The 566-nt window shown below is 47.3% G+C and carries 1 rRNA gene; it reads right to left on the bottom strand.

The window, feature by feature from the left end:
* Positions 1 to 448: 448 nt before the first annotated feature.
* Positions 449 to 566 (bottom strand): 16S ribosomal RNA (locus C3Y15_RS31510); the annotation flags it as partial.

Genomic DNA, 566 nt, shown 5'->3' with positions numbered 1-566 from the left:
TCGCCTGTGATCGCCAAGGCATCCACCACATGCACTTGTTCGCTTGACCCTATAACGAGTCTGTCTCATCGACAGTCGCTACAGGTTGAGTTCTCGCGTTGTGCCGTATTCCAATTGAGTCGAACATGAAGTTCGAATCATCTTGAGATACATCGATACAATCACAACCCGGATAGCTTTCACGTCCATCTCGAGACGCTTCCGCTATCCAAATTACTTACTTCTTCCAGATTGTTAAAGAACGACAGCCGATATGGTGTTACTCATATCACTCTGACTGGCTCAATCGCCAATGAGAAAGACTCGAACGAAACACCGTTCGAATATTTTTCATTGAAGATTATCGAAAGCGGCCGGTATTATAACCGATAAAACCGCCAACAGACAGTCTTTCTTTCTAAACCAACAGCCGATAAGCGTGAGCGCTCAACTTTGCGAGAAGCTCTGGAAAGGAGGTGATCCAGCCGCACCTTCCGATACGGCTACCTTGTTACGACTTCACCCCAGTCATGAATCCTACCGTGGTGACCGTCCTCCTTGCGGTTAGACTAGCCACTTCTGGTAAA

It is taken from the genome of Burkholderia sp. B10 (genome assembly GCF_004368385.1).
Classification (GTDB): Bacteria; Pseudomonadota; Gammaproteobacteria; order Burkholderiales; family Burkholderiaceae; genus Burkholderia; species Burkholderia vietnamiensis.
The sequence above is the reverse complement of the archived record's forward strand: the minus strand, read 5'-3'. Positions and strand labels throughout refer to the sequence as shown.